The organism is Streptomyces sp. NBC_00490, assembly GCF_036013645.1.
GTDB lineage: Bacteria > Actinomycetota > Actinomycetes > Streptomycetales > Streptomycetaceae > Streptomyces > Streptomyces canus_F.
The window spans coordinates 5671970-5690621 of the sequence record NZ_CP107869.1; the positions used below are offsets into that span (position 1 = coordinate 5671970).

15 protein-coding genes and 1 pseudogene are annotated in these 18652 nt (G+C 71.8%); 11 read left to right on the plus strand and 5 right to left on the minus strand.

The window, feature by feature from the left end:
• Window positions 1–14: 14 nt before the first annotated feature.
• Window positions 15–1973 carry an acetate--CoA ligase gene (gene acs / locus OG381_RS25830; protein WP_327718447.1) on the minus strand — a complete coding sequence of 653 codons (1959 nt, stop codon included), beginning with the start codon at window positions 1971–1973 and terminating at the stop codon, window positions 15–17.
• A gap of 281 nt (window positions 1974–2254) precedes the next feature.
• Window positions 2255–4696: a bifunctional SulP family inorganic anion transporter/carbonic anhydrase gene (locus tag OG381_RS25835; RefSeq protein WP_327718448.1), complete on the minus strand. Its 2442-nt coding sequence runs from the start codon at window positions 4694–4696 to the stop codon at window positions 2255–2257.
• 298 nt (window positions 4697–4994) lie between these two features.
• Between OG381_RS25835 and OG381_RS25840 the strand changes: the two genes are divergently transcribed.
• Window positions 4995–6266 (plus strand): hypothetical protein, encoded by a 1272-nt coding sequence (locus OG381_RS25840; protein WP_327718450.1) that lies wholly within the window; start codon window positions 4995–4997, stop codon window positions 6264–6266.
• 46 nt (window positions 6267–6312) lie between these two features.
• Here the strand turns inward: OG381_RS25840 and OG381_RS25845 are convergent, their stop codons facing one another.
• Complete coding sequence (locus OG381_RS25845) at window positions 6313–7293, minus strand: ATP-binding protein (RefSeq protein ID WP_327718451.1); 981 nt, start codon at window positions 7291–7293, stop codon at window positions 6313–6315.
• Between the two features lie 101 nt (window positions 7294–7394).
• Here OG381_RS25845 and OG381_RS25850 point away from each other — a divergent pair, with 101 nt between their 5' ends.
• Window positions 7395–8219, plus strand: a complete 825-nt coding sequence (locus OG381_RS25850; protein ID WP_327718453.1) for an oxidoreductase — start codon at window positions 7395–7397, stop codon at window positions 8217–8219.
• Between the two features lie 364 nt (window positions 8220–8583).
• On the opposite strand, the gene OG381_RS25855 is transcribed toward OG381_RS25850, so the two are convergent.
• On the minus strand, window positions 8584–9417 hold the full coding sequence (locus OG381_RS25855) for an HAD family hydrolase (protein WP_327718454.1): 834 nt from the start codon (window positions 9415–9417) through the stop codon (window positions 8584–8586).
• A gap of 585 nt (window positions 9418–10002) precedes the next feature.
• Here OG381_RS25855 and ssd point away from each other — a divergent pair.
• From ssd to OG381_RS25890, 7 genes and pseudogenes are all read left to right on the plus strand, one after another.
• Window positions 10003–11103 carry a septum site-determining protein Ssd gene (gene ssd, locus OG381_RS25860; protein WP_327718455.1) on the plus strand — a complete coding sequence of 367 codons (1101 nt, stop codon included), beginning with the start codon at window positions 10003–10005 and terminating at the stop codon, window positions 11101–11103.
• Window positions 11104–11135: 32 nt separating this feature from the next.
• Window positions 11136–12353: a TadA family conjugal transfer-associated ATPase gene (locus tag OG381_RS25865; RefSeq protein WP_327722558.1), complete on the plus strand. Its 1218-nt coding sequence runs from the start codon at window positions 11136–11138 to the stop codon at window positions 12351–12353.
• Window positions 12346–13197: a type II secretion system F family protein gene (locus OG381_RS25870; protein ID WP_327718457.1), complete on the plus strand. Its 852-nt coding sequence runs from the start codon at window positions 12346–12348 to the stop codon at window positions 13195–13197. The genes OG381_RS25865 and OG381_RS25870 overlap by 8 nt, the downstream gene beginning before the upstream one ends.
• Window positions 13198–13234: 37 nt before the next feature.
• Window positions 13235–14020, plus strand: a complete 786-nt coding sequence (locus OG381_RS25875) for a type II secretion system F family protein (protein ID WP_327718460.1) — start codon at window positions 13235–13237, stop codon at window positions 14018–14020.
• An 85-nt stretch (window positions 14021–14105) separates the two neighbouring features.
• Window positions 14106–14315: a DUF4244 domain-containing protein gene (locus OG381_RS25880; RefSeq protein WP_266899418.1), complete on the plus strand. Its 210-nt coding sequence runs from the start codon at window positions 14106–14108 to the stop codon at window positions 14313–14315.
• The gene (locus OG381_RS25885; protein ID WP_327718461.1) at window positions 14302–14661 is read left to right on the plus strand and encodes a TadE family type IV pilus minor pilin; all 360 of its coding nucleotides are present in this window, start codon (window positions 14302–14304) and stop codon (window positions 14659–14661) included. Before OG381_RS25880 ends, OG381_RS25885 begins: the two co-directional genes overlap by 14 nt.
• A pseudogene (locus OG381_RS25890) lies at window positions 14658–15146 on the plus strand (Rv3654c family TadE-like protein); the annotation flags it as partial. The gene OG381_RS25885 and the pseudogene OG381_RS25890, both read left to right, overlap by 4 nt.
• Here the strand turns inward: OG381_RS25890 and OG381_RS25895 are convergent.
• On the minus strand, window positions 15037–17562 hold the full coding sequence (locus tag OG381_RS25895) for a DEAD/DEAH box helicase (RefSeq protein WP_327718462.1): 2526 nt from the start codon (window positions 17560–17562) through the stop codon (window positions 15037–15039). The pseudogene OG381_RS25890 and the gene OG381_RS25895 sit on opposite strands and share 110 nt — an antisense overlap.
• Before the next feature lie 163 nt (window positions 17563–17725).
• On the opposite strand from OG381_RS25895, the gene bldG reads away from it, so the two are divergent.
• Both bldG and OG381_RS25905 read left to right on the plus strand, forming a co-directional pair.
• Window positions 17726–18067, plus strand: a complete 342-nt coding sequence (bldG, locus tag OG381_RS25900; RefSeq protein ID WP_005475923.1) for an anti-sigma factor antagonist BldG — start codon at window positions 17726–17728, stop codon at window positions 18065–18067.
• 116 nt (window positions 18068–18183) lie between these two features.
• On the plus strand, window positions 18184–18621 hold the full coding sequence (locus OG381_RS25905) for an ATP-binding protein (RefSeq protein WP_327718463.1): 438 nt from the start codon (window positions 18184–18186) through the stop codon (window positions 18619–18621).
• The last annotated feature ends 31 nt before the right edge of the window (window positions 18622–18652 follow it).

Genomic DNA, 18652 nt, shown 5'->3' on the forward strand with positions numbered 1-18652 from the left:
GCGGGCTCGGTGACTCAGTCCTCGCTGGGCGCGGCCGGCAGCTTCGCCTGGATGAGATCCATGACCGTCGAGTCGGTCAGGGTGGTGACGTCTCCCAGCTGGCGGTTCTCGGCGACGTCCCGCAGCAGACGGCGCATGATCTTGCCGGAGCGGGTCTTGGGCAGCTCGGCCACCGGGAGGACCCGCTTGGGCTTGGCGATCGGGCCGAGGGTGGCGCCGACGTGGTTGCGCAGGTCGTTGACGAGGCCCTCGTCCTCGGCGTTCGCCGTGCCGCGCAGGATCACGAAGGCGACGATGGCCTGACCGGTGGTCTCGTCGGCGGCGCCGACGACGGCGGCCTCGGCGACCGACGGGTGGGAGACGAGCGCCGACTCCACCTCCGTCGTGGAGATGTTGTGGCCGGAGACGAGCATGACGTCGTCCACGCGCCCGAGGAGCCAGATGTCCCCGTCCTCGTCCTTCTTCGCCCCGTCACCGGCGAAGTACTTGCCCTCGAAGCGTGACCAGTACGTGTCGAGGAACCGCTGGTCGTCGCCCCAGATGGTGCGCAGCATCGACGGCCACGGCTCGGTGAGGACGAGGTAGCCGCCCCCGCCGTTCGCCACCTCGTTCGCCTCGTCGTCGACGACGGTCGCGGAGATGCCGGGCAGCGGGGTCTGCGCGGAGCCCGGCTTGGCCGCGGTGACACCGGGCAGCGGCGAGATCATCATCGCGCCGGTCTCGGTCTGCCACCACGTGTCCACGATCGGCGTCCGGTCGGCACCGATGTGCTTGCGGTACCAGATCCACGCCTCGGGGTTGATGGGCTCACCCACGGAACCGAGGACGCGCAGCGACGACAGGTCGAACTTCGCGGGGATGTCGTCGCCCCACTTCATGAACGTACGAATGGCGGTGGGCGCCGTGTAGAGGATGGTGACCCCGTACTTCTGGATGATCTCCCAGAAGCGGCCCTGGTGCGGGGTGTCCGGCGTGCCCTCGTACATGACCTGGGTGGCGCCGTTGGCGAGCGGCCCGTAGACGATGTACGAGTGCCCGGTGACCCAGCCGACGTCGGCCGTGCACCAGTAGACGTCGGTCTCCGGCTTGAGGTCGAAGACGGCGTGGTGGGTGTACGCGGTCTGGGTGAGGTAGCCGCCGGAGGTGTGCAGGATGCCCTTCGGCTTACCCGTCGTGCCCGACGTGTAGAGGATGAAGAGCGGCTGCTCGGCGCCGAAGGCCTCGGGGGCGTGCTCGGCGGACTGCCGGTCGACGATCTCGTGCCACCAGACGTCACGGCTGTCGTTCCAGGCCACGTCCTGGCCGGTACGGCGCACCACGAGCACGTGTTCGACATTGCCCGCCTTGTCGGCGGCCTCGTCGACCGCCGGCTTCAGCGCGGACGGCTTGCCGCGGCGGTAGCCGCCGTCGGAGGTGATGACGACCTTGGCGTCGGCGTCCTGGATACGCGTGGCGAGCGCGTCCGCGGAGAAGCCGCCGAAGACGACGGAGTGGGCGGCGCCGATGCGGGCGCAGGCCAGCATCGCGACGGCCGTCTCCGGGATCATCGGCATGTAGACGGCGACCCGGTCGCCCTTCTGTACCCCCAGCTCCAGCAGTGCGTTCGCGGCCTTGGAGACCTCGTCCTTCAGCTCGGCGTAGGTGATCGCGCGGCTGTCGCCGGGCTCGCCCTCGAAGTGGATGGCGATCCGGTCGCCGTTCCCCGCCTCGACATGCCGGTCGACGCAGTTGTACGCGACGTTGAGCTCGCCGTCCTTGAACCACTTGGCGAACGGCGGGTTCGACCAGTCCAGCGTCTCGGTCGGCTCCTTGGCCCAGGTCAGCCGACGGGCCTGTGCGGCCCAGAAGCCGAGCCTGTCAGCCTTGGCCTGTTCATACGCCTCCGCCGTGACATTGGCGTTCGCTGCCAGGTCTGCGGGCGGCGCGAACCTGCGCTCTTCCTTGAGCAGGTTGGCCAGGCTTTCGTTGCTCACGACATCTCCCTTTCCCAGGGTGTCCGTTGTGTCCCAGGCCACAGCTCATCAGACCGGAGGGTGCGCTGACAAGGGCCGTTGGAAAATTGGTTTAGACCTTTGAGCGCGTCGAGGTCGGCGGCCCGGGTTCACTGGTACCCACGGACGCCGACCAGGCAGAGTTCAGTGCGACGCCCACCACGCGTACCGGCAGTCCCGCGGTGAACAGCCCTCTCGTCCGTCGGGCGATGACCGGTACGGGACGGGCGGCCACCGGAACCGGGGCCGCCCGTCCTCCACCGTCACGCCGACACGTCCGCCGCCTCCACATGGTCGAACAGCTCGTCCCCGCTCACCCCGGTGAGCAGATACGCCTGTGCCTCGCCCACGTGGAAGTACATCCCGTGCAGCTCCAACTCCCGCTTCCGCAGCGCCCGCGCCACCGACTCGTGCGCGCTCAGATGCTCCAGCTGCTGGACCACGTTGGTGAGAGACAGCTGCTCGACCGCGTCCGCGGGCGCCCGTCCGGCGAGCCGGGCCCATGGACGGCTGTCGTCGGCCATGCGCTCCAGGCTCGGCAGTCCGTGCCGCAGCCACCGCTTGAGCGGCGTCTGCGCACCCCCGGGCTCGGTGTTGAGCAGCGCCTGCATGGCTCCGCACCCCGAGTGCCCGCACACCGTGATGGACCGCACCTTCAGCACGTCCACCGCGTACTCGATCGCGGCCGCCACCGAGTCGTCGCCGCTCTCCTCGCCGGGCATCGGCACCAGGTTGCCCACATTGCGGACCACGAACAGGTCGCCCGGACCACTGGAGGTGATCATCGAGGTGACCAGCCGTGAGTCGGCGCAGGTGAGGAAGAGCTGCGCCGGGCGCTGCCCCTCACGGGCCAGCCGGGCCAGCTCGCCCCGCACCAGGGGAGCGGTGTTGCGCTGGAACGCGCTGATGCCGCGCGCCAGTTCATGTCCGCCGGCACTGGACGGACCGGTCCCGCCCGCCTTGACGAGGCCACCGGAGTCGCTCGGGTGTCCGCCGGACGGGGGCGTGGACCGCGGGTCCTCGCACTGGTGGTTGCGCCAGGGTGTCCAGGGGCGGCAGCGGCAACCCGCTGAGGCGGCGCGGTCGGTGAACCCGGTGTCGGCCCCGCTTCCGATCCCGAGTGCGGTGTGAGCGGCGGGGACGTCCCCCGGCTCGGCGATCCGGACCCCGGCGCGACGGCCGGTCAGCTCGACGCTGCCGCCCTGCGCGGTGTACGTGTTCTGCCAGTCCTGCAGTGCCTCGAACGCCGCGTGGTCCATGAAGGACCCGTCCAGTTCGACGACGACCCGGGCGCCGTGGGGCACCAGATGCAGGGCCCGGCTGAGGCGGGGCACAGCGAGGAACGTCAACTGCCCTCGCACGTGTACGTGATGGACTCCGTCCTGCTCCTCGTGGGTGATGCGGGTGCGGGCGAGGCGGTGCAGGGCGACGGCGACGGCCACGGCGATGCCGAGCACGACACCCTCCAGGACGCCGAGGAACACCACGCCGACGGTGGTGACGACGTAGACGAGGACTTCTCGGTGGCGGGTCACCGTGCGGATGTGGTGCAGGGACACCATCTGGATGCCGACGGCCATCACCAGGGCGGCGAGCGAGGCGAGCGGGATGAGCTCGAGCAGCGGGACCATCAGCAGCGCGGCGATCACCACGAGAACGCCGTGCAGCATCGTGGAGTTCCGGCTCACGGCACCCGCGTGCACATTCGCCGCACTGCGCACGGCGACACCGGCGACCGGGAGCCCGCCGAGCGACCCGGAGACGATGTTGGCGGCGCCCTGGCCGAGCAGTTCACGGTCCAGGTTGGAGCGTCTGACGCGGGCGGTCAGTCCGGGGCGGCCGGCGGCCATCTTGTCCACGGCGACCGCGCCGAGCAGCGACTGCACACTGCACACCAGGGTGGTGGTCAGCACGGCGGCGACCAGACCGAGCACGGGGCCTTCGGGGAGCCCGGCCAGGGCATGGCTGCTCCACGAGGGCAGGTCGACCCTGGGCAGCGTCAGCCCGGCGAGTGCGGCGGTCGCGCTGGCCCCGGCGACGGCGACGAGCGCGGCCGGGATCTTGCGCAGCAGACGGCCGGCCCGCCCGGGGATGCGGGGCCAGAGCAGCAGCAGGGCCAGGGTCAGCGCGCTCACCGACACGGCGGCGGGACGCACCTGGGCCAACTGGGCGGGCAGGGACTGGAGGTTGGCCAGGACGGAGCTCTGCGGAGTGCCGCCGAGGACGATGTGCAGCTGGGCGACGGCGATGGTGACGCCGATGCCGGCGAGCATGCCGTGCACGATGGCGGGGCTGACGGCGAGCGCGCTGCGCGCCACGCGCAGGCAGCCCAGGCCCAGTTGGGCCAGGCCCGCGAGGACCGTGATGGCACAGGTCGTCCGCCAGCCGTAGCGGTGGATCAGGTCGGCGGTGACGACCGTGAGTCCGGCCGCGGGGCCGCTCACCTGGAGCGGGGCGCCGCCGAGCCGGCCGGCGACGAGTCCTCCCACGGCGGCGGCGACGAGGCCTGCCTGGAGAGGCGCGCCGGTGGCGAGGGCGATGCCGAGGGACAGCGGCAGGGCGATCAGGAAGACCGCGATCGAGGCCGACACGTCGGCGCCCGCGACACGGAAGCGGCGGGGCCCGGACGGCGGTGGGCTGTGGGGTCGGTGGATGCGCTCGGCTCGACTCGGGTCGGTGGCGCGGGTGGGGACGCAGGCGGACATAGTTCCCGTCTCCTCCGGGGCAGCGCGGTCGCGGAACAGGTGGTCCCCCGCCAGGGCGGGGGGTCGGGTCGCGGCCGTGGGTCACGGCGTACAGCGGCGGGATGCATCAACGCTGGGTAAACGAATCGTAATTCAGAGTAAAGGCCAGGCATAGACTTTTCTGGCAAATGGCGCAATAGGTCACCCATCAGGGTGATGTGGATATTTCATCGGCTTGTCGTACTAATTCATTCCGGACCTCGTGCGAGCTTGACGGCGCTGTCGTTGGCCCCGAGAGAAGGAAGTAGGTGGGCGGAACATGGCCGCCACCCAGAGGATCGCCGCGGGCGCCGTGGTCGCCGCGCTCTGTGCCGCGTCGCTCGCCGGTTGCGCGCTCGGCACCGACGGTGCCGAGGAAGGGACCTTGGGCCCGCAGAAGGCGAAGCCGGCCCAGGCGCCGCCCAAGAGCGCGGTCCGCCTGATCGGCGACGGCTCCACCGCGTACACCGGGCTCCAGCCCCACCTGCCCCGACCCGAGCGCATGAAGCCCGGTCAGAAGCCCCCGCAGTTCGTGGTGTTCTCCTGGGACGGCGCGGGCGAGGACTCCCAGAAGCTGTTCTCCCACTTCCGCAAGGTCGCCAAGGCGAACAACGCGACGATGACCTACTTCCTCAGCGGCGTGTACATGCTCCCCGAGGAGAAGCGTGACCTCTACCGGCCCCCGCAGCACTCCCCGGGCCGCTCCGACATCGGCTTCAACGACGAGAAGGGCATCGCCGAGACCGTCAAGCAACTGCGCGGGGCGTGGCTGGAGGGCAGCGAGATCGGCACCCACTTCAACGGCCACTTCTGCGGCAGCGGCGGCGGGGTCGGACAGTGGTCCGTCGAGGAGTGGAAGGACGAGATCGCCCAGGCGAAGCAGTTCGTGAAGTCCTGGAAGACCACCACCGGCATGAAGAACGCGAGCCCGCTGCCCTTCGACTACGACAAGGAGCTCATCGGCGCCCGCACACCCTGCCTGGAGGGCCAGAAGAACTTCATGAAGGCCGCCCGTGAACTGGGCTTCCGCTACGACACCAGCGGGGTCAACGACCAGCTCTGGCCCAAGAAGAAGGAAGGCCTGTGGGACCTCTCGATGCAACTGGTGCCGTTCTCCGGCCACACCTTCGAGCAGCTCACCATGGACTACAACTTCGCCGTGAACCAGTCGGGCACGATGTACGGCGACCCGAACAAGCACGAGTTCTGGGGCGACCAGATGCGTGACAGCCTGCTCAAGGGCTTCCACCGGGCCTACGACGGCAACCGCGCGCCCCTGATCATCGGCAACCACTTCGAGTCCTGGAACGGCGGCACCTACATGCGTGCCGTCGAGGAGACCATCGAACAGGTCTGCAACAAGCCCGACGTGCGCTGTGTCTCCTTCCGGCAGCTCGCCGACTGGCTGGACGCCCAGGACCCGCAGGCCCTGGCCAGGATGCAGACCCTCGGCGTCGGCGAGGCCCCGAAGCAGGGCTGGGCGTCCTTCCTCTCGGGCCGCCCCGCCCCGGCCCCGAAGGGCGTACCCGGAGCGCCGGCGGCCAAGCCGTGAGCCCTGGGCGGTGAGCCGCGAGTGGTGAGCCCCGGGCGGTGAACCGTCAGGCGTTCATCACGACGCTCTCGCCCAGGACGAACCCGGGGTCGACCTGCGCCGCCAGGTCGGCCCCGGTGCGCTCGTTCCCCCAGGACTGGGCGTTCTTCAGGTGGAAGTGCACCATCTGGCGTGTGTAGCGCTCCCAGTCCCGCAGCTCGTACGTGGCGTCGACCGCGCTCTGCAGCCGGTGCAGGGAACCGCGGTTGACGTCCTCCAGGAGCTCGAACCGGGGCGGCCGGCCCTTCTCCATGGCGCGCACCCAGTCCGAGTGCCCGACCGTCACCAGCAGGTCGTCCCCGACCTCGGCGCGCAGGAAGTCGAGATCGTCCTGCCCCTGCACCTTGTTGCCGACGACCTTCAGGGCGACGCCGAAGTCGCGGGCGTACTCCTTGTACTGGCGATAGACGGAGACCCCCTTCCGGGTCGGCTCGGCGACGAGGAACGTGATGTCGAAGCGGGTGAACATGCCGGAGGCGAAGGAGTCCGAGCCCGCGGTCATGTCCACCACGACGTACTCGTCACGCCCGTCCATCAAGTGGTTCAGGCACAGCTCCACCGCTCCCGTCTTGGAGTGGTAGCAGGCGACCCCCAGGTCGGCGTCCGTGAAGGGGCCGGTGACCATCAAACGGACGCTGCCACCGTCGAGTTCCACCGGCCGGGCGCAGGCGTCGTACACCGGATTGTCCTCGCGCACCCGCAGCAGCCGGGAGCCCTCGCCCGGCGGGGTCGTCTTGATCATCGTCTCCGTGGAGGCGATGCGCGGGTTGGTGCCGCGCAGATAGTCCTTGATCAGCGGCAGCCGCTCGCCCATCGCGGGCAGTGCCGCGGCCGCCGCCTCGTCGAGACCGAGGGCGGCGCCCAGGTGCTGGTTGATGTCGGCGTCGACGGCGACGACGGGTGCGCCGGTGGTGGCGAGATGGCGGATGAACAGGGACGACAGGGTGGTCTTGCCGCTGCCGCCCTTCCCGACGAAAGCAATTTTCATGTTCACCAAGCGTAGTGGTGTGATAGCTGTACGTGGCAGGCGTGCGTGAAGAAGACCACTCCTTCGTGGGGTGTGCGCCGCGGTTGCGTAATGTCGTACTCATGAGTACGACAGGCGCGAACGCCGATCCGCTCGCCGCCCTGGGCTCCCTGCCCGGCGTGGCCGACTCCGTGGAGTCCGTGCGCAAGGCCGTGGACCGGGTCTACGGGCACCGGATCATGCGGCGCCGCAGCACCGCGGTCACCTCCGAGGCGGCCCTGCGCGGCGCCCGCGGCTCCGCGGCGCTGTCCGGCGCCGACTGGGCCCTCGAAGAGGTGCGCCGCCGCTCCGACTTCAGCGGCGACAACGAGGCGCGCGTCGTGGGCGCGGCGCTGAGGCTGACCGCCGAGGCGGGCCAACTGCTCTCCATCTGGCGGCAGTCGCCCCTGCGCGTTCTGGCCCGACTGCACCTGGTGGCGGCCGCGACCAACGGCGACGAGGTCGGGCGCCCGCGTCAGGTGGGCGAGCCGGTCGACGAGCCGCTGATCGAGCTCGCGGCGCCCGACGCGACGGAGGTGCACGGCCGGCTGGAGGGCCTGTCCGAGCTGATCATCGCGGGCGGTTCCGCCCCGGCCCTGGTGACGGCGGCCATCGTGCACGGCGAGATTCTCGCCCTGCGGCCCTTCACCTCCCACAACGCTCTCGTCGCGCGCGCGGCCGAACGCATCGTCCTGATCGGCAGCGGCCTCGACCCGAAGTCCATCTGCCCGGCGGAGGTCGGCCACGCCGAGCTGGGCCGGGCCGCCTATCTGGCGGCGCTCGACGGCTATGTCTCCGGAACCCCGGACGGCATGGCGGCCTGGATCGCGCACTGCGGCAAGGCGGTCGTGCTCGGGGCGCGCGAGTCGACGGCGGTGTGCGAGGCGCTGCAGCGCGGAGCGGCATAACTGTAGTTACAGAAAAGGCCCTCCATGGGGAGGGCCTGAACAGGGTTGCGGCGGTACGAGGTCTCGTACCGCCGCTGGCATGTTCACCGGGTTACCAAGCGTCCTCGAAATATTGCCCATCAGGTCGGGACTTTGCCCGTCACCTGGTGCGGCTGGCCCGTAATCGACGGGTCGACGTCGCGTGGGTGCCCGATTCTCATGCGCGGTCCGTGGGGCCAAATGCGTTATTAAGGTGATCCTTTCGGATGTCCTTGGTCTCGCGGGCCGTTGACTCCTTTGTACTCCAGGACCCGGGCAAGCGGAAGTCCTGGCTGCAGTTCTTTACTTTTACTCTCAAACGGTCACCAAAAGGGCGCGTTCTACGTCAGAGAACCGTCGCCCGGCGCCGACTGGCGTACCAGACGAGGCCCGCGGTGGCCGCCGCCGCCCCTATGGCCGCCGCCGCGACGAGCGCCGGACGGGACGGTGCGGAGAACGCGGGGAGCCGCTGCTTGAGCCGGACCGGCCGGTGGAAATCGAGAATCGGCCACCCGCGCGCGAGTGCCTCGCGGCGCAGCGTGCGGTCCGGGTTCACGGCATGGGGGTGACCGACGGACTCGAGCATCGGCAGATCGGTCGCCGAGTCGCTGTAGGCGTAGCAGCGCTCCAGGTCGTACCCCTCGGACTCGGCCAGCTCCTTGATCGCCTCGGCCTTGGTCGGGCCGTACGCGTAGTACTCCACCTCGCCGGTGAAGCAGCCGTCCTCGCCCACGACCATCCGGGTCGCCACCACCCGGTCCGCGCCGAGCAGTTCACCGATCGGCTCGACCACCTCGGCGCCCGAGGTGGACACGATCACGACGTCGCGGCCGGCGGTGTGGTGCTCCTCGATGAGGGAGGCGGCCTCGTCGTAGATGATCGGGTCGATGAGGTCGTGAAGGGTCTCGGCCACGATCTCCTTCACCTGTTGGACGTTCCAGCCGCGCACGAGTGCCGAGAGGTACTCGCGGGTCCGTTCCATCTGGTCGTGGTCCATACCGCCCACGAGGAAGACGAACTGGGCATATGCGGTACGCAAGGCGGCCCTGCGGTTGATCAGTCCGCCTTGGTAGAACGACTTGCTGAAGGTGAGCGTGCTCGACTTCGCAATGACCGTCTTGTCCAGGTCAAAGAAGGCCGCTGTGCGGGGCAAGGAGTGGTTTTCCACGACCCTGAGCATAGGCGCAGCCCATTCGGCGTAAGGTGGGGCGCGTGGGTTTGCCTGAGAAGGCTCTCGGGTACACCATGGAAGTCACGGATCGTTCGCGACCGTGCTAACCCGGCCCGGCTCCTCCCCCCCCGAGTCGGCCGTGGAGACGACCCCCACTCTCCCCCCCGGTGGGGGTCGTCGCACGTCCGGGTGCGTTTTCTCCCCTCCTTCTGTATCCCTGTACGGCTCTACGGCCGTGTCGAGGCGGCTGCGGCCGCCTCTTTCGCATGCCCATGATTCGTCACTGTGCGTAGCTGTCGCACTGCGCTGCGGAAGTCGTACACATGGCAGTGCGGGGGACGCCGGTATGGGTGACGGCGATATTCACAACGGCTGAGTTGTCCACAGTTATCGACCAAGATCCACAAGATTTCCGGCATCGCTGCACCGTGATTCCAGCGCGGCCCATCGGCACCGGCTCGATGGCCGGTTCCGGTTAGTCGGCCGCGTTCGGCCGGTTCCTATCGGCTGTTCATATGAAGGCCGGTCGCCGGTTCTTCACACGTTTGGGAATCGCGGGGCCCTGGAGGCCCTCGCGAGATGCAGCGAAGGGGGATGGGAAACGTGGCCGCAGCCGTCACACACGATCCGCTGCCCGCCGGAGGGCGACTGGGCGGACCGTTGATCGTCACCGAGGACCCGGTGCTCCTCGACGACCTGCTGCGCCTGTGCGCGGCGGCCGGAGCCACACCCGAGGTCCACCCGGGGGTGCCGCAACCGAGAGGACGCTGGGAGGCCGCACCGCTCGTCCTGGTCGGCGACGACGCCGCGCGGCGCGTGCGCGGAGCCGCCCGCAGAGGGGGAGTGGTCCTCGTCGGACGGGACCAGGACGACTCCGGGGTCTGGCGCCGGGCCGTCGAGATCGGCGCCGACCATGTCCTGATGCTGCCCGACGGGGAGCAGTGGCTGGTCGACCGGATCGCCGACGTCGTCGAGGGCGTCGGCCGGCCCGCCCTCACCGTCGGCGTCATCGGCGGCCGCGGCGGGTCCGGGGCGTCCACGCTCGCGTGCGCGCTCGCCGTCACCTCCGCGCGGGAGGGACTGCGCACCCTGCTTGTGGACGCCGATCCGCTGGGCGGCGGACTCGACGTACTCCTCGGCGGCGAGACCGCCGAGGGGCTGCGCTGGCCCGCGTTCGCCGCCTCGCGCGGCCGGGTCGGCGGCGGTGCCCTGGAGGAGTCGCTGCCGCAGCTGCACTCCCTGCGGGTCCTGAGCTGGGACCGAGGCGACTGCGTCGCCGTCCCGCCGCAGGCCGTCCGCGCGGTGCTCGGCGCGGCCCGCCGCCGGGGCGGCACGGTCGTCGTCGATCTGCCGCGCCGCGTCGACGACGGCATCGCCGAGACCCTCGCCCAGCTCGACCTCGGCATCCTCGTGGTCCCCGCCGAACTCCGCGCCGTCGCGGCGGCCGGACGGGTGGCCTCCGCCGTCGGGATGGTCGTACGCGATCTGCGCGTGGCGGTCCGCGGGCCCCACGCGCCCGGGCTCGACGACCGGGAGGTGGCGCGACTGCTCGGACTGCCGCTGGTGGGCGAGGTGCCCCTGGAGGCGGAACTGCTGAGGCCCCACGAGAGCAGGACCCCGCCGGGAGCCGGGCGGGGGCCGCTGGCGCGGTTCTGCAAGGAGTTCTGGGAGCGGGCGTTGGTGGAGGCCGCATGAGGATCTACTCCGACGAGGGCTCGGTGGTGGCCATGGCCGGTACGGCGCTCCCGGCGGGGCGGTCGGGTGGGGCGGACATGTCCCCGCACCTGCTCGACGGCGTACGGCAGTGGCTCGCCGAGAGCGGGGCCGAGCCGACGCCCGCGCGGGTGGCACAGGCGCTGCGGGAGCAGGGGCGGGTGCTCGGTGACGCCGAAGTCCTCGGAGCGGCCGAGCGGTTGCGCTCCGAACTGGTCGGCAGCGGCCCGCTGGAGCCGCTATTGGCCGACCCCCGGGTGACCGATGTGCTGGTGTCGGCACCGGACCGGGTCTGGGTGGACCGGGGCGGCGGCCTCGAACTCACCACGGTCGCCTTCCCCGACGCCGCCGCCGTACGACGGCTCGCGCAACGCCTGGCCGCGGTGGCCGGGCGTCGGCTGGACGACGCGCGGCCCTGGGCGGACGCCCGGCTGCCCGACGGGACACGGCTGCACGCGGTGCTGCCGCCGGTGGCCGTCGGCTGCACCTGTCTGTCGCTGCGGGTCGTACGGCCGCGCGCGTTCACGCTCGACGAGCTGATGGCGGCGGGCACCGTGCCGCCGGACGGGGACCGGGTACTGCGGGCGCTGATCGAGGCACGGCTGTCGTTCCTGATCAGCGGGGGGACGGGCAGTGGCAAGACAACGCTGCTGAGCGCCCTGCTGGGGCTCGTCGGGCCGGGCGAACGGATCGTGCTGGCCGAGGACTCCGCGGAGCTGCGGCCGGACCATCCGCACGTCGTACGCCTGGAGAGCAGACCCGCCAACCAGGAGGGCGCGGGCCTGGTCTCGCTCGAGGACCTGGTGCGGCAGGCGCTGCGGATGCGGCCGGACCGGCTGGTGGTCGGCGAGGTGCGCGGGCCTGAAGTGGTGCATCTGCTGGCCGCGTTGAACACGGGGCATGAGGGCGGCTGCGGAACGGTCCATGCCAACGCGGCGGCCGATGTCCCGGCCCGCCTCGAGGCGCTCGGCACGGCGGCCGGGCTCGACCGGGCCGCGCTGCACAGCCAGTTGGCGGCCGCGCTCTCCGTCGTCCTGCACCTCGCCCGTGACCGGAACGGGCGGCGCCGGATCGCCGAGGTGCATGTGCTGGAGCGGGATGCCTCGGGGCTGGTGCGGACGGTGCCGGCGCTGCGGTGGGGCGCGGAGGCGTTCGTGTACGAGCGGGGGTGGGAGCGGCTGCGGGGGCTGCTCGGCGCCGCGGGGGCCGACAGGGGGCGTGGTGATGAGTGAGGTGTCGACGGGGGCGGCGCTGGTGTGTGCCGGGGCGGCGGTGTGGCTGTCGGCCGGGTGGCGTTCCGGGGCGCGGCGAGCGGAGTTGCTGCTCGCGGGGGCCGGTGGGGCGGTCGGGACCGGGCCGCCGGTCTGGTGGCGACTGGCCGGTGGAGTACGGCGGTTGGGGAGCGAGTGGTGGTCGGTGGTGGCCGGACTGGTGTTGGCCGTGCTGGGGGCCTCGGTGCTGCCGCTGGTCGCGGGGGCGGCCGGGGTGCCGTTGCTGCGGCGGCTGCGGTTGGCGCGCGAGGCGCGGCGGGCCCGGGATCGCCGAGGGGACGCGGTCATCACGTTGTGCGGGTCGCTCGCCGGAGAGGTACGGGCCGGACGGCAGCCGGGTGAGGCCCTGTTGCGTGCCGCGCGCGACTGCGAGGGGCTGGGGGAGACGCAGCCGGCGGTGCTGGCGGCCGCACGCTTCGGCGGGGACGTACCGGGTGCGCTCGCGGGCGCCGCACGGCAGCCGGGGGCCGAGGGGCTGCTGGGACTCGCGGCGTGCTGGCGGGTCGCGGTGGACCGGGGAGCGGGGCTCGCGGCCGGACTCGAACGGCTCGAGGCGGCGTTGCGCGCGGAGCGGGACCAACGCGCCGACCTGCGCGCCCAGTTGGCGGGCGCCCGCTCCACGACGGTGATGCTCGCCGGGCTCCCCGCCCTCGGACTGCTCCTCGGCACGGCCCTCGGCTCCGACCCGCTGCAGGTCCTGCTGCACACCGGGCCCGGCCTGGGCTGCCTGGCGATCGGCGGCCTGCTGGAGGGGGCGGGGATGTGGTGGGCGGCGCGGATCGTGCGGGGAGCGGAAGCGGTGTGAGGACGGAATCGGCGTGGGGTTCGGAAAGGCGGGCGCGGTGAGTGCGGAAGTTGTCCACAGGCTGGGGGTGATCGCGGGCGCCGTGACGGTGCTCGCGTGGCTCGCCCGGTGTGCGGAGGGGACGCGGCGGGAGCGGCGGCTTCGGCGGCGGCTGACACGGCTGGTGGCCAGGGAGGTCGTGCCGGTCGGACCTCGGGGGAAGGCACGGAAGGTCGTGCGGCGCTGGTCGCCCTCGCTGGGCGCGGTGGCCGGCGGGTGGGTGCTGGTCGGTGGGGTCGCCGGTGTCGTGGTGGGGCTGGTCGTCGCGGTGGGGCTGTGGTGGTGGCGGGGCCGACAGGGCACCGAGGAGCCCGGGGAGTCGTACGACGTCGCGGAGGCGGTACGGCAACTCCCGCTCGCCGCCGATCTGCTGGCGGCCTGTATCGCGGCCGGCGCGGGTCCGGTGATCGCGGCGCGGGCGGTGGGCGAGGCGCTGGGCGGGCCGGTCGGGGAGGGGCTCGCGCGGGGTGCGGCGGAGGTACGGCTGGGCGGTCCGCCGGGCGAGGCATGGCGACGGCTGGCGTCGATGCCGGGTGCCGGTCCGCTGGCGCGGCTGCTGGAACGGGCCGATGTGTCCGGGCTCCCGGCGGCGGTACCGGTCGCACGGCTCGCGGCGGAGGCCCGCGCCGAGTGGACGCGCACCGCGACGGCACGGGCCCGGCGGGCGGCGGTCATGGTGACCGCGCCGGTGGGGCTGTGCTTCCTGCCCGCGTTCATCGCGGTCGGTGTGCTGCCCGTGGTGATCGGCCTGGCCGGCGGGGTGCTGGCAGGGGGTGGTCGATGACGGGACGGGCCCGGAGCGACGGCAAGTGACCGAACGACAGCAGTCAACACAAGCGACTCATACAGCGACTCATACGGGGGTTGAGATGTACAAGGCAGTGCGGGCACGGATGCGTGCCCTGGTGTGCGGGGCACGTGCGGCGCGGCGGGACGCGGGGATGGTCACGTCCGAGTACGCGATGGGGATCATCGCGGCGGTGGCGTTCGCGGCCGTCCTCTACAAGGTGGTGACCAGCGGAGCGGTCAGCGCGGAGCTGCAGGGCATCGTGAAGCAGGCACTCGATGCGCGGATGTGAACGAGGCCGCGCGGACCGGGGGTTCGTGACGGCGGAGTCGGCGGTGGTGCTGCCCGTGCTGGTGATGTTCGCGACGGCGCTGGTGTGGGGGCTGCTCGTGGTGGCCGCGCAGATCCAGTGCGTGGACGCGGCGCGCACGGGGGCCCGGGCGGCGGCGCGGCAGGATCCGGCAGACGCGGTCGTCGAGGTGGCCCGCGAGGCGGCACCGCGCGGTGCGCAGGTCACGGTCAGCCGGGAGGAGGAGCAGGTCCGGGTGGTGGTCGTGGCGCGGCCGCCGATGCTGGGACGGCTGCCCCTCGACGTGCGGGAGGAGGCGGTGGCGTCGGTGGAGGGGGCGGGCCCATGAGGAGGGGCTTCCCGTGGTGCCGGAGTTCTGCCTCGTGGCCGACCTGGGAGGAGGGGCTCGCGCGGCGGCGGGGTCTCGCCCGCGACCGGGGTTCCGCCACCGTCTGGAGCGTCGGTGCGATCGCCGTGCTGTGTGTGGTGTTCGGGGTCGTGCTCGCCCTGGGGCAGGCTGTCGTGGTCCGGCACCGGGCGGCCGGGGGCGCGGATCTGGCGGCGCTCGCGGCGGCGGACCACTGGGCGGAGGGCGGCGAGGGGGCCTGCGCCCGGGCGGAGCGGGTGGCCCGGGCCCAGGGCGCCCGGCTCGCGCGGTGCGTGATCGTGGGCGAGACCTCGGACGTGACGGCGACGGCGGGCCGGGGGCCGTTCGCTGCGGAGGTCAGGGCACGGGCGGGGCCGGCGGACCTGCCCCTTCCGGTATCGGCGGAGCTGTCGTCACCCGCGGAGCTGCCTCTTCCGGGACCGGCTGGGCCGCCCCCTCCGGCACCGGGTCCTGTCGAGCCGGTTCCGGCGGCTCCCCCTCCGTCTCGGGCTTCTCCTCCGGCGCCCCCCGCAACAGCACGGTGAGCAACCGCACCGCCCCCCTCTTGTGCAGCGGGTCGTTCCCGTTGCCGCACTTGGGGGACTGGATGCAGGACGGGCAGCCGGCGTCGCACTCGCAGGCGGCGATGGCCTGGCGGGTGGCGGTGAGCCAGGCGCGGGCGGTGTGGAAGGCGCGCTCGGCGAATCCCGCGCCGCCGGGGTGGCCGTCGTAGACGAAGACCGTGGGGAGCAGGGTGTCGGGGTGCAGCGGGATCGAGACGCCGCCGATGTCCCAGCGGTCGCACGTCGCGAACAGCGGCAGCATGCCGATCGAGGCGTGTTCCGCCGCGTGCAGGGCGCCGCCGAGGATCTCCGGGTTGATGCGGGCCTCGTCCAACTGGTCCTCGGTGACCGTCCACCACACCGCGCGGGTGCGGAGCGTACGAGGAGGGAGGTCGAGTTTCGTCTCGCCGAGGACCTCGCCGGTGATCAGGCGTCTGCGGAGGAAGGAGACGACCTGGTTGGTGACCTCGACCGAGCCGTAGCACAACCGGCCCTCGCCCCAGGGGACTTCGACGTCCGTCTCCAGGACGGAGACGGCCGTCGTGTCGCGGGCCACCGTCGAGTACGTCGGGTTCGCCTCCTCGACCAGGGCGACCGAGTCCTCCAGGTCCAGGGACCGGACGAGGTAGGTGCGGCCCTGGTGGAGGTGGACCGCGCCCTCGTGGACGGTCGTGTGCGCGGCGCCCGCGTCGACCGTGCCCAGGAGGCGGCCCGTGCCGGACTCCACGATCTGGACCGGGTTGCCGCCCCCGCCGCGGATGTCGGTGAGGTCGGCGGCCCGTTCCCGGCGGGTCCAGTGCCAGGCCTTGGTGCGGCGGCGCAGGAGTTTCGCGGCCTCCAACTGCGGGAGCAGGGCCGCGGTCTCCGGGCCGAACAGGGCCAGGTCGTCGTCGGTCAGCGGCATTTCCGCCGCCGCCGCGCACAAGTGCGGTGCCAGGACGTACGGGTTGTCGGGGTCCAGGACCGTCGACTCCACCGGCTGGTCGAAGAGGGCCTCGGGGTGGTGGACGAGGTAGGTGTCCAGGGGGTCGTCGCGGGCGACCAGGACGGCCAGGGCGCCCTGACCGGAGCGGCCCGCGCGGCCGGCCTGCTGCCACAGGGACGCGCGCGTGCCCGGGTAGCCGGCGATGATCACGGCGTCCAGGCCGGAGACGTCGATGCCGAGTTCGAGCGCGGTCGTCGCGGCAAGGCCCAGCAACTCTCCCGAGTGGAGGGCCTGTTCCAGGGCGCGGCGTTCCTCGGGGAGGTAGCCGCCGCGGTAGGCCGCCACGCGTCGGGCCAGCGAGCGGTCGATCTCGGCCAGCCGCTCCTGGGCGATGACCGCGACGAGCTCGGCGCCGCGCCGTGAGCGGACGAAGGCGACCGAGCGGACGCCCTGCACGGTCAGATCCGTGAGCAGGTCGGCGGTTTCGGCCGTGGCGGTACGGCGGACCGGGGCGCCCTTCTCGCCCTGCATCTCGGTGAGCGGGGGCTCCCAGAGGGCGAACACCAGTTCACCGCGCGGCGAGGCGTCGTCGGCCACCTCGACCACCGGGAGGCCGGTGAGGCGGCGGGCGGCGACCGAGGGCTCGGCGGCGGTCGCGGAGGCCAGCAGGAAGACGGGAGAGGCGCCGTAGCGGGCGCAGAGACGGCGCAGCCGGCGCAGCACCTGGGCGACGTGGGAGCCGAACACGCCGCGGTAGGTGTGGACCTCGTCGATGACGACGTACTTGAGCGACTTCAGGAAGGAGGACCAGCGGGGGTGGGACGGGAGGATGCCGCGGTGCAGCATGTCCGGGTTGGTCAGCACGTAGTTGGCGTACTGGCGGATCCACTCGCGTTCCTCGAACGGGGTGTCACCGTCGTAGACCGCAGGTCGAACTGAATTGCCCAGCGGTTGTGAAAGTTCCTTCACGGAACGCCACTGGTCCGCCGCGAGCGCCTTCGTGGGGGCGAGGTACAGCGCCGTGGCCCCGCGGCCGTTCGGGGCCTCCGAGCCGTCCAGGAGGGCCGTCAGGACGGGCGTGAGGTAGGCCAGGGACTTGCCGGAGGCCGTACCGGTCGCCACCACCACCGAGTCGCCGTCGAGGGCGTGCTCGGCCGCCTGTGCCTGGTGGGCCCAGGGGTGTTCGACACCCGCGGCCTGCACCGCGGCGATGACCTCCGAACGAATCCGGTCAGGCCAGACGGCATGGCGACCCTCGCGCGGGGGCAAGTGCTCCGTATGAGTGATGCGCGCAGCCCGACTCGGCCCGGAGGCGAGCCGGTGCAGGACCGTACCCGGTTCCGGCCGGGAGACGGGTTCCGCCGAGGATCGATCGGTTCGGTGATTCTTGGCCATCGGCACCGAGTGTGTCACTGGCGTGACGGACAATGGGACCAAGGCGTCGTGCACGCCTGCCGTAAGTGATTGAATGCCATCGCGGCTGGCGAACCGTCCTGGGGGCTTCAAGCCGAGGTGTCCCGCGGGACGACCGCTCGAGTAGCAAGGTGCTGGAGGATCCGTGGACCTGTCCCTGTCGACCCGAACCGTCGGCGATCGCACGGTCGTCGAGGTCGGTGGCGAAATCGACGTATATACCGCGCCCAAGCTGCGCGAGCAGCTGGTCGAGCTGGTGAACGACGGGAGTTTCCACCTCGTCGTCGACATGGAGGGCGTGGACTTCCTCGACTCCACCGGGCTCGGCGTACTGGTCGGCGGACTGAAGCGGGTGCGTGCCCATGAGGGCTCGCTGCGCCTGGTCTGCAACCAGGAGCGCATTCTCAAGATCTTCCGCATCACCGGTCTCACCAAGGTGTTCCCGATCCACACCTCGGTGGACGAAGCGGTGGCGGCCACCGACTGACCCACCGGCCCGGGCGCGGGAAAAGGACCGCTCCCGGGACGGCAGTAGTACATGGGGGTCCCGGCTTTCGGCAGCCCGGTCCCCCGACAGCACGCCCGTAGTTCCGAGGGGGATGCATGGCCACCGTTGAACTCCGCTTCAGCGCGCTGCCCGAGCACGTCCGCACCGCCCGTCTGGTGGCGGCGGCGGTGGCGCGCAGGGCCGGGGTGGACGAGGCCGTTCTCGACGAGGTCAGGCTCGCCGTCGGCGAGGCCTGCTCCCGTGCCGTCGGACTGCACCAGAACAGCGGCATCACCTCACCGGTGAAGGTGCTGCTCATCGAGGAGGAGAAGCAGTTCTCCATCGAGGTGGGCGACGAGGCGCCGCGCTCGGCCCCGGGTGACCGGGCGCCGGGTGGGGCCGCCGAGGACGTGGACGTGGAGACCGACGAGGACGAGATGGGCCTCGCGGTGATCAGCGGCCTCGTGGACGACGTGGAGGTCACCGCAGGGGAGCACGGCGGGTCGATCCGTATGACTTGGCCGACCACTCCGCCGGCCGCGACGCTTCCCTGATCTCACCGTCGTAGAAGACCTCGAGGGCCCT

Excerpts from the sequence above, each read along its gene's own strand:
- OG381_RS25855 (WP_327718454.1), bottom strand. The coding sequence starts at position 9,417 with ATGCTCAGGGTCGTGGAAAACCACTCCTTGCCCCGCACAGCGGCCTTC.
- OG381_RS25895 (WP_327718462.1), bottom strand. The coding sequence starts at position 17,562 with ATGGCCAAGAATCACCGAACCGATCGATCCTCGGCGGAACCCGTCTCC.
- OG381_RS25905 (WP_327718463.1), top strand. The coding sequence starts at position 18,184 with ATGGCCACCGTTGAACTCCGCTTCAGCGCGCTGCCCGAGCACGTCCGC.
- OG381_RS25885 (WP_327718461.1), top strand. The coding sequence starts at position 14,302 with ATGCGCGGATGTGAACGAGGCCGCGCGGACCGGGGGTTCGTGACGGCG.
- OG381_RS25835 (WP_327718448.1), bottom strand. The coding sequence starts at position 4,696 with ATGTCCGCCTGCGTCCCCACCCGCGCCACCGACCCGAGTCGAGCCGAG.
- ssd (WP_327718455.1), top strand. The coding sequence starts at position 10,003 with ATGGGAAACGTGGCCGCAGCCGTCACACACGATCCGCTGCCCGCCGGA.
- OG381_RS25845 (WP_327718451.1), bottom strand. The coding sequence starts at position 7,293 with ATGAAAATTGCTTTCGTCGGGAAGGGCGGCAGCGGCAAGACCACCCTG.
- OG381_RS25880 (WP_266899418.1), top strand. The coding sequence starts at position 14,106 with ATGTACAAGGCAGTGCGGGCACGGATGCGTGCCCTGGTGTGCGGGGCA.
- OG381_RS25850 (WP_327718453.1), top strand. The coding sequence starts at position 7,395 with ATGAGTACGACAGGCGCGAACGCCGATCCGCTCGCCGCCCTGGGCTCC.
- OG381_RS25865 (WP_327722558.1), top strand. The coding sequence starts at position 11,136 with ATGGCCGGTACGGCGCTCCCGGCGGGGCGGTCGGGTGGGGCGGACATG.
- OG381_RS25840 (WP_327718450.1), top strand. The coding sequence starts at position 4,995 with ATGGCCGCCACCCAGAGGATCGCCGCGGGCGCCGTGGTCGCCGCGCTC.
- OG381_RS25870 (WP_327718457.1), top strand. The coding sequence starts at position 12,346 with ATGAGTGAGGTGTCGACGGGGGCGGCGCTGGTGTGTGCCGGGGCGGCG.